The sequence below is a fragment of the Glycomyces salinus genome (assembly GCF_016428645.1).
In the GTDB taxonomy this organism is placed as follows: Bacteria; Actinomycetota; Actinomycetes; order Mycobacteriales; family Micromonosporaceae; genus Glycomyces; species Glycomyces salinus.
Window position 1 is genome coordinate 1 of the sequence record NZ_JAELXW010000102.1, and the last position, 8,825, is coordinate 8,825.

An 8,825-nucleotide genomic window follows, 5' to 3' on the forward strand; every position below is an offset into this window, starting at 1 on the left:
GGCGTCGTGCATCGGAATTGAGAGTGGTCATGACGGAAATACCTCTACGGAAGGGTTGGGGCGCTCGCGCCCGGGGGGACTGCCTCTGGGGTTGTCTCGGGGTTCCCAGAGGTCCAACACATGGCCTCGACAATAATTGGCCCGAGCAACCCTTACCAGGGTCGCAATGTCACGAAAAGGTCTCAGACGGGGGTGCCCGGGAGTGGGGTGCGCCTTATTCCGAGCGGCGCTGACGCGCGCCGCCCGGGATCGTCGGCGGCCCTAGGCGGCCTCGTCGAGTTCGAGGACGCCGGCGCGGCGGCCCCTGCTGACCTCGACGAGACGCAGGATGGTCGTCGCCACTTCGCTGCGGGACAGTTCGGCCGGGGTGTGGACGGGCGCGTCCATGCCGGCCGCAGCCTCCCGGACCGCCAGCGCCGACTGGGTGAGCCGACCCGAGGCGGCCAGGACCGGCAGGCCGAGCCCGCGCACGTGGGCCGCGCCGTACCGGGCCCCGGCGGCGTCGGCGGCGGCCAGGACCACGCCGTCGATGAGCTCACGCATCAGCGGGTACTCCAGCAGCGCGGAGGTCTCGGTCTGGAGGATGCCGTCGGCGATCTCCATGACCACCGCGTCGAGCTCGTGCGCGGCGACATGGTGGTAGAGGATCTGGGACAGTTCGGCCAGCTCGGGGACGGGCACGCCCGCGGTGGTGGCGTAGCCACCGTCGGTGAAGTCGGCGGCCACGACCGCTCCCGAGTCGCGGAACATCCAGGGGTCGCCGCCCGCACCGGTCCCGGTCACCTTGATTCCGGCGACGCGGAGGCCGGCGCCGGTCAGGCCGCGGATGACCGAGGCGGCGGTGGTGGACTTCCCGGCGTTCATGGAGGTGCCGACGACGGTGATCACCGGCGGGTGGTCGACCAGCCCGAACGGGTTGAGCACGGAGAAGCGGCGCAGGTCGAGCGGGACGCCTTCGCGGTCGGCGAGCAAGCCGATGGCCTGGAGCCGGGTCGGCGGGGCCATGTCGGTGTGGCGGCCGGTGACGATTCCGGCCACGCCGCCGGCGGCGACCAGTTCGACGGTGGTGAGGTCGGCGGGGACGGCGGCCTCGTACTGGTCGGGGGCGTACCGCTCGCCGAAGGCCAGGAGGAGTTCGTCCCCCGGGTAGATCACCGATTTTCGCCCTGATCCGAGTTCGAGCAGGTCGTGGTGGCCGATGGCGTCGACGCGGGCGGCCAGGATGTTGCCGGGACGCGGAGCGCGGTCGTCGACCAGGGTGAGCCCGGGGGCCGCCGGATCGACGTGGCGGACGGTGTAGGCGATCTTCAGCCTCGAGACCAGCTCGCGGGGGAGTTCACGATAACGCATGCACACTCCTAATAGGACTTGAGGGGTAGAGTGCAAAACCCCTGGTAATGGAAAGACACGAGCGGTCGGATTCAGAGACCGCGGCGGTGGGCGCTGCGAGCGCAGCGCTGCTGATGAGCGAATATTACGGTCTGGGATCCGGCTTTGTAAAGGGCGGAATCGATGAATGTACGAGGGCCCGCCGACCACGCGCGGGCAACGGGACCGCGCCCCGGAGCCGCGGCGGTCAGATCGCGCGGCGGCGCGCGGCGACCTCGCCGATCACGATGACGGCCGGGTGGTGAGTCTCGGTCTCGCCCAGCGTGCCCAGGGTGCATTCGCGGACGGTCTGGTTCTTCGTGGTCGCGTTCTCGACGATGCGCACCGCGCTGGAGGCGTCCCGGCCGCCCTCGATGAGGGCCGCGGCGATCGCGGCGCGGTTCTTGACGGCCATGAGCAGCACCAGGGTGCCGTTGGACCGGGCGAGCGCCTCCCAGTTGACGCGGCTCTTGGGGTCGGCGGGCGGGACGTGCCCGGTGGCGACGGTGAAGTCGTGGACGACGCCGCGCTCGGTGACGCTGATGCCCGCCGCGGCCGGGCCCGCGATCGCCGAGGAGACGCCTGGCACGACCTGCACCGGCACGCCCGCCTCGACGCAGGCGTCCAGTTCCTCGGCCCCGCGGCCGAAGACGAATCCGTCGCCGCCCTTGAGGCGCACCACGAACTTCCCGGCCAGGGCGCGCTCGACCATGACGGCGTTGATCTGCTCCTGGGTGGTGTGGCGGCCGTAGGGCAGCTTCGCGGCGTCGACGATCTCGACCGAGTCGTCGAGCAGATCGAGCAGCTCTTGAGAAGCGAGCCGGTCGGAGACGACCACCTCGGCCTGGCGCAGCAGTTCGAGTCCGCGGAGGGTGATCAGGTCGGCGTCGCCGGGGCCGGAGCCGATCAGGGCCGCGCCGACCGGGCGGGCGGCGGGGCGGCCGCCGGGCGCGTCCAGCTCGCCGGAGCGCAGTCCGGCGGCGACGGCGTCGCGCACGGCGGCGGCGCGGACCGGATCGCCGGAGGCCGAGACGGCGACCGAGACGCCGGCGAAGGCGGTGCGGGCGAGGGTCCAGGCGTCGGACGCTTCGGCGTCGTCGGCGCGGACGCACCAGATGCGCTGGGCCTCGGCCTCGGCGGCGACCGCGGCGTTGACCTCGGGGTCGTCGGTGGCGGCCAGGACGAACCAGGCGCCGTCGGCGTCGCCGGGGCGCCAGAGCCGCCGTTCCCAGTGGAGCTCGCCGGAGTCGGCGTAGTCGCCGAGGGTCGTGGTGACCTCCGGGGCGACGAGGTTGACGTGGGCACCGGCGTCGAGCAGGCGCGGGACGCGGCGCGCGGCGATGGCGCCGCCGCCCACGACGAGCACCGTCTTGCCGCGCAATCGCAGTCCGACCTCGTAGACCGACACGTCCGCCTCCTCCGGGCACCTGTGAAGCTGCTGGCTGCAAGAGTAGGCAGGTTTCGTCGCGGACATCTAACCGGCGCGTTGCGAGCCTGTTAAGCGCGGCCGGCGTTACGCGTCGGGCGGGAGTGATCGCACGCCCGGCTCTGTCAGGGCCGCATCGAAGAAGACTTGTTTTGGGGCTCGGATTTCTGTTTTTCTCGTCACTGGTGTGGCCTAGGCTGGATATATGCGCAATCGACCCCGTCAGCCACAGATGACCGGCCTGGGCCCGCGAGCGAAGGCCGGTGCCGGCAATACCGCCGACGGCGTCTACGCCCTCTTGCGCACGAGTCTGCTCTGTGGACTGGCGATAGCGGCGCTGCTGTTCCCGCTGGTGGCAATGGCCGGTTTGAGCGCGAAGGCCGGTTTCGACTCGATCGACGTACTCTCGGAGGAGGTCGCCGAGACCGACCCGCCGCTGACCTCCTACGTCTACGCCTCTGACGGCGAGACCCTCATCAGCCTGTTCTACGACGAGTTCCGCCGCCATGTCAGCCTCGACGAGGTCGCGCCGGTGATGCAGCAGGCGATGATCTCGGCCGAGGACACCCGCTTCTACCAGCACAACGGCGTGGACTACCGCGGCATCATGCGTGCCTTCGTCGCCAACCAGAGCTCCGGCGGGATCCAGCAGGGCGCCTCGACGATCACCATGCAGTACGTGCGGGGGGCGCTCAAGCTCAACTCGGAGTCCATCGAGGACGTCGTCGCGGCCACCGAGGACACCACGACCCGCAAGCTCCGCGAGGCGCGGCTGGCCATGGCCGTCGAGGAGCAGCTGACCAAGGACGAGATCCTCGAGCGCTACCTCAACCAGGCCTACTTCGGGCACAACGCCTACGGGATCTTCGCGGCCTCCCAGGTCTACTTCTCCAAGCACCCCTCGGAGCTGGACGTCGAGGAGGCCGCGCTGCTGGCCGGCCTGGTGCAGGCCCCGTCGGCCTACGACCCGGTCACCTCGGACCAGTCCTCGGCGCTGGCCCGCCGCAACTGGGTGATCGGCCGCATGGTCGACCAGGACTACCTCTCCCGCGGCGACGCCTCGGAGGTCATCGGCAACCCGATCGAACTGGACATCTACAACCCGCCGAACTCGTGCATCGGCATCGACGGGGTGGCGATCGACTCCGGCTTCTTCTGCGACTTCTTCCGGCGCTGGTGGCGCGAGCAGGACGCCTTCGGCGAGACCCCGGCCGAACGGGAGGAGGAGCTGCGCCGGGGCGGGTACACGATCATCACCTCGCTCGACCCGGAGGTGCACGAGATCGCGCAGGAGACGGTCAACGACGCCAAGGACACCGACGATCCGCTCGCGCACGGCGCGGTGGTCATGGAGCCGGGCACCGGCCGAATCCTCGGGCTGGGGCTGAACCGGGTCTATTCGTACGACCAGTCCGACAACGGCCCGCACTCCAACCCGGCGTTCGACCGCGTCGGCAACTATCCGAACACCGTGAACCCGGTGCTCGGCGGCGGGCCGACCGGCGGCTACCAGGCCGGGTCGACGTTCAAGGTGTTCACGATGCTCGCGGCCCTCGACGACGGCTATCCGCTCGACACCGACATCAATTCGCCGAACCGGGTCGCTACCAGCTTCATCTCGGCCACGACCGCCTGCGGCGGGCGATGGTGTCCGAAGAACGGCTCGGCTTCCATGGCCGGGAACCGGGACATGTGGTCCGGGTTCGGCATGTCGGTCAACACCTATTTCGCGCAGCTGATCGACCGCGTTGGGGCCGACAAGGCCGTCGAGATGGCCGAGCGCATGGGCCTCCAGTGGCGGAGCGAGGGCGACGCCTACTACGCCTCGGAGGAGCGGCGCAGCGGCTGGGGGCCGTTCACGCTCGGCGTCTCAGACGTCCAGCCGATCGAGATGACGAACGTGTTCAACACGCTCGCGGCCGAGGGGAACTACTGCGAGCCGATGCCTGCGCTGCGGGTGATCGACCCGGACGGGCAGGAGCTCGACGTGGCCGAGCCGCGCTGCCACCAGGAGATCACCAAGGACGTGGCCCGAGCGGCCACCGACGCGGGCCGGTGCGTCACCGAGCAGGCCCGCAAGGGCGCCGACTGCGGCCCCTGGGGGACCTCCAGGATCGTCGGGGAGATGGTCGACCGGCCCGTGGCCGGCAAGTCCGGCACCACCGACGACGACCGGACCTCGTGGTTCCTCGGCTACACGCCGCAGATGACGGTCGGGGCGTTCATGGCCGATCCGGACTACATCTTCAACGCGGTCGGCAGTTCGAACTCCTCGGTGTCCAAGGAGACGGTCGGGACGATCCTGTCCGAGGCGCTGGAGGACGAACCGGTGGAGGACTTCACGCCGCCGTCGGAGCAGATCCAGTTCGACGGGAAGGACTGACCTCCCCTTCGGGTCCGCCGCGCAGCTCGCGGCGGACCAGCACCACCCAGCCGACGGGGACGAGCGCGGCGAACAGCGCCCACTGCACGGCGTAGGAGTAGTTCTGCCAGGCGCGGAACGAAGGCGTCTCGAGCGCCTGGAGGCCCTCGTCGGGCTCGGTCACGGCGATCCAGGCGCCGCGCAGTTCGTAGTCGAGTTCGCCGCCGAGCCGGTCGAGGTCGAGCCGGCGGGCCTCGATGTGGCCGTCCTCGCGGGTTACCGAGCCGCCGGCCGGTTCGCTCTCGAAGACCCGCCCGGTGACGGTGACCTCGCCGGAGGGCGACGGAGGGTACTCGGGCAGGCCGCCGGAGGTCGCGGCGGCGACGAAGCCGCGGTCGACCAGCAGCGCGGTCCCGTCGGCCAGGACCAGGGGGGTGACGATCTCGAAGCCGTTCACGCCGTTGTTGGTCTGGGCCCGCAGCACGATCTCGCCGGCGGGGTCGTAGGTGCCGGTGGCCTCCACGAGGGTCCAGCGGAACTCCTCGTCCAGGTCGGCCCCTGCGGGCAGGACCCGGTCGAGGTCGGCCGGATCGGCGGCGGCCTCGATCCGGGCGTTGGCCTCGGCGCGCTGCTCGGCGCGGTCCCACTGCCACTGGGAGAGCAGGGCACACACGACCATCACGACCGCCCCGGCCGCGGTCAGCCCCAGCCAGCGGGGTGTCGCCAGGAACTTGAAACGCGCTAGCACGGAGCCGAGTCTAGACGCGGCATAGGATTGCCACCCATGAGCGATGTGGTGAATGCGGTGCGCGCCGCCATGCCGGCCGTGCGCGCCGATCTGGAAGCACTCGTGCGGATCCCCGCGGTGGCCTTCGACGGGCTCGACCACGAGCCGGTCCGTCGCGGGGCCGACGAGGTGCAGCGCCTGCTCACCGAGGCGGGCGCGGCCGAGGTCCGGCAGCTCCGGCACGGGGAGGGGCAGCCGAGCGTGTTCGCGCACTTCCCGGCCCCCGCCGGGCGCCCGACGGTGCTGCTGTACGCCCACCAGGACGTGCAGCCGACCGGGGACCTGGCGCTGTGGGACCAGGACGACCCGTTCGAACCGGTCGAGCGCGGCGGGCGGCTGTACGCGCGCGGCGTCGCCGACGACAAGGCCGGTGTCATGGCGCACATCGCCGCACTGCGGGCCTACGGCGGCAGGCCGCCGGTCGGGGTGAAGCTCCTGATCGAGGGCGAGGAGGAGTTCGGTTCGCCGACGCTGGAGCCGCTGCTGCGCAAGCACCGGGACGAGCTGGCCGCCGACGTGGTCGTCATCGCCGACTCCATGAACTGGAAGACCGAGGTCCCGGCGCTGACGACGACCCTGCGCGGGGTCGTCAACGTCTTCGTCGAGGTCGCGGTGCTCGAGGGCGCGGTCCACTCGGGCCTGCTCGGCGGGCCGGTCCCCGACGCGCTCACCGCGCTGAGCCGCCTGGTGGCGACCCTCCACGACGAGCGCGGCGATGTGGCCGTCGAGGGCCTGGTCTCGGGCCAGAGCAGTGACGTCGACTACGACGAGGCGGCGCTGCGCGCCGAGGCCGGGATGCTGCCGGGCGTGGAGTTCATCGGGACCGGACGGCTGACCGAGCGGCTGTGGACGAAGCCGACGGCGACCGTGCTCGGCATCGACTGCCCCGGCGCGGCCGAGTCGGCCAACGCGCTCCAGCCGAAGGCGCGAGCGAAGGTCTCCTTCCGGCTCGCGCCGGGCGACTCGGCCGAGAACGCGCTCAAGTCGGTGAGGGCGCACATGGCCGCGCACGCGCCCTGGGGCGCGCGGGTCGCGGTGACCCCCGAGGGCGGTCTGGGCGACCCGAGCCTGATCGAGGCGACCGGCCCGGCCTACGACGCGGCGCGCGCGGCCTTCACCGAGGCGTGGGACGGCACCGCGCCGGTCGAGATCGGCGTGGGCGGTTCGATTCCGATGATCGCCACGTTCCAGGAGCTGTACCCGGAGGCCGCGATCCTGGTGACCGGTGTGGAGGACCAGCACTCGAACCCGCACGGCCCCAACGAGTCGCTCGAACTGAAGATGTTCGAACGGGTCTGCGTGGCCGAGGCGCTGCTGCTGGAGAAGCTCGCTTCCTAGCCTCGGCTGCCGGTGGCGCCGTCGCGGAACTTGCGCAGCAGCTTGGCCAGCGGGTCGCCGGAGGTCTCGAAGACATCCTTATAGGACTTCGCGGCCGCCTTGGCCTCCTCGGAGATCGAGGCGTCCGCGTCGTCCTCGCGGCGCGGATAGTCCCCCGCCAGGACCTCGCGGTAGTCGCCCTCGTCGACCCACTGCTTGAGGGCCGCCGCGCGAGCGACGGCGAAGTCGTGGCTGCGCGGTTCCAGCAGCATCAGTTTGAGGAAGCTGTCGCGGAGGTCGCCGCCGGCCTCGAACTCCTTGGCCTGCTCCAGGAAAGCAGCGGTGTCCACATCGGAGAGGTCGCCGCCGCCGGCGAGCTTGGCCATGAAGCGGATGTTGACGGCCGGGTCCTGGACCGCCAGCGCCCCGGCCCGGTCGGCCGACAGCTCGGACTTGCGCTGCCATTCCTGGAGCGCGGCGGTGATCACGCGCAGGCCGACGACGCCGACCGGGATCCAGGCGACCGAGGTCGTCAGCCGCAGCAGCACCATCAGCAGGGTGCGGTAGAGGCCGTGCCCGCTGAGGGCGTGCCCGAGCTCGTGGGCGATCAGGAACCGCAGCTCGACCTCGTCGAGCATGTCGAGCGAGCCGGAGTTGAGGACGATGATGGTTTTGTCGATGCCGATGCACATGCCGCCCAGATCGGGATTGCGGGCGATGTACAACTCGGGCAGGTCGGACTCGTCCACGTCGAGCACCGAGGCGACCTTGAGGTAGGCGTCGTAGACGCGCGAGTACTGGTGGCGGTCGACCTTGATGGCCGAGCCGAGGAAGGCCAGCCTGATGGCCCGCTCCGACAGCATGCCGGAGAACTTGCGCAGGACGACGTCGAATCCGCGGAGCTCTCGGAGGGCGACCAGGGCGCCTCTGTCGGCCGGATGCTCCCACGCCCGGCTGGAGATGCCGCGCAGCACCACCGGCTCGCGGGGTGTCGGCTGGGTCTCGTTCTGGGATGGCTGCTGGTCGGACATGCCCGCTCCTCACAGATGGCTATGACGCCAGTGTGACACAACCGAGCGAACTTCCGCCGTCATGGAGAGCACACCGCGACGCCGCCGCCGACCATGCGTCGGATCTCACAGTGCCCCAAGCGACCCGGAGCCGGCCAGGGCCGACTCCCCACTTGCGCATAGGTAACAACTTGGCGACAACACGCCGCGTGCCGCTTGACACTTATGTCCGGGCCGACTACTGATTGAGTTGGGTCAGCAATTCCGGGGCGTCGAGAAGAATCATTTGGGGTGTTCTTCCGACGCCCCGTACCCTTGTGTCCGCTCCCAGCAGGTATCCTTGCGCTGGCGCGGCGTCCGCCAGAGACCCCGCCGGGCGCCAGTAGCTCAGCTGGATAGAGCACCGGACTTCTAATCCGACGGTCGCAGGTTCGAATCCTGCCTGGCGCACCGCAAAACCCCAGTTCACAGGCATGACCGGCCGATCTACAAAAGTTCCTGTTCCCGGGATTGTTCCCCAGCACACTAAGGTCATGGCTACAACACCACCGCAGG

The 8,825-nt window shown here is 70.4% G+C and carries 6 protein-coding genes and 1 tRNA gene; 3 read left to right on the plus strand and 4 right to left on the minus strand.

Annotated elements, in window-relative coordinates; translation table 11 throughout:
- Window positions 1–261: 261 nt before the first annotated feature.
- Window positions 262–1,350 (minus strand): hypothetical protein, encoded by a 1,089-nt coding sequence (locus JFB92_RS20695; RefSeq protein WP_199043119.1) that lies wholly within the window; start codon window positions 1,348–1,350, stop codon window positions 262–264.
- A 226-nt stretch (window positions 1,351–1,576) separates the two neighbouring features.
- Complete coding sequence (gene cobA / locus JFB92_RS20700) at window positions 1,577–2,776, minus strand: uroporphyrinogen-III C-methyltransferase (RefSeq protein WP_307789238.1); 1,200 nt, start codon at window positions 2,774–2,776, stop codon at window positions 1,577–1,579.
- A gap of 223 nt (window positions 2,777–2,999) precedes the next feature.
- Between cobA and JFB92_RS20705 the strand changes: the two genes are divergently transcribed.
- The gene (locus JFB92_RS20705; RefSeq protein WP_199043123.1) at window positions 3,000–5,177 is read left to right on the plus strand and encodes a transglycosylase domain-containing protein; all 2,178 of its coding nucleotides are present in this window, start codon (window positions 3,000–3,002) and stop codon (window positions 5,175–5,177) included.
- Here the strand turns inward: JFB92_RS20705 and JFB92_RS20710 are convergent.
- A complete protein-coding gene (locus JFB92_RS20710; protein ID WP_199043124.1) occupies window positions 5,134–5,904 on the minus strand; it encodes an SURF1 family cytochrome oxidase biogenesis protein in 771 nt (256 codons plus the stop codon). The genes JFB92_RS20705 and JFB92_RS20710 overlap by 44 nt on opposite strands.
- A 36-nt stretch (window positions 5,905–5,940) precedes the next feature.
- On the opposite strand from JFB92_RS20710, the gene JFB92_RS20715 reads away from it, so the two are divergent.
- Entirely contained in the window at window positions 5,941–7,281 is a 1,341-nt protein-coding gene (locus JFB92_RS20715; RefSeq protein ID WP_199043125.1) for a dipeptidase, read from the plus strand.
- Here JFB92_RS20715 and JFB92_RS20720 read toward each other — a convergent pair.
- Entirely contained in the window at window positions 7,278–8,291 is a 1,014-nt protein-coding gene (locus JFB92_RS20720) for a M48 family metallopeptidase (protein WP_199043127.1), read from the minus strand. The two genes, JFB92_RS20715 and JFB92_RS20720, sit on opposite strands and share 4 nt — an antisense overlap.
- A 355-nt stretch (window positions 8,292–8,646) precedes the next feature.
- Here JFB92_RS20720 and JFB92_RS20725 point away from each other — a divergent pair.
- Window positions 8,647–8,720, plus strand: a tRNA-Arg gene (locus JFB92_RS20725).
- Window positions 8,721–8,825: the final 105 nt, after the last annotated feature.

Excerpts from the sequence above, each read along its gene's own strand:
- JFB92_RS20695 (WP_199043119.1), bottom strand. The coding sequence starts at position 1,350 with ATGCGTTATCGTGAACTCCCCCGCGAGCTGGTCTCGAGGCTGAAGATC.
- JFB92_RS20705 (WP_199043123.1), top strand. The coding sequence starts at position 3,000 with ATGCGCAATCGACCCCGTCAGCCACAGATGACCGGCCTGGGCCCGCGA.
- JFB92_RS20715 (WP_199043125.1), top strand. The coding sequence starts at position 5,941 with ATGAGCGATGTGGTGAATGCGGTGCGCGCCGCCATGCCGGCCGTGCGC.
- JFB92_RS20720 (WP_199043127.1), bottom strand. The coding sequence starts at position 8,291 with ATGTCCGACCAGCAGCCATCCCAGAACGAGACCCAGCCGACACCCCGC.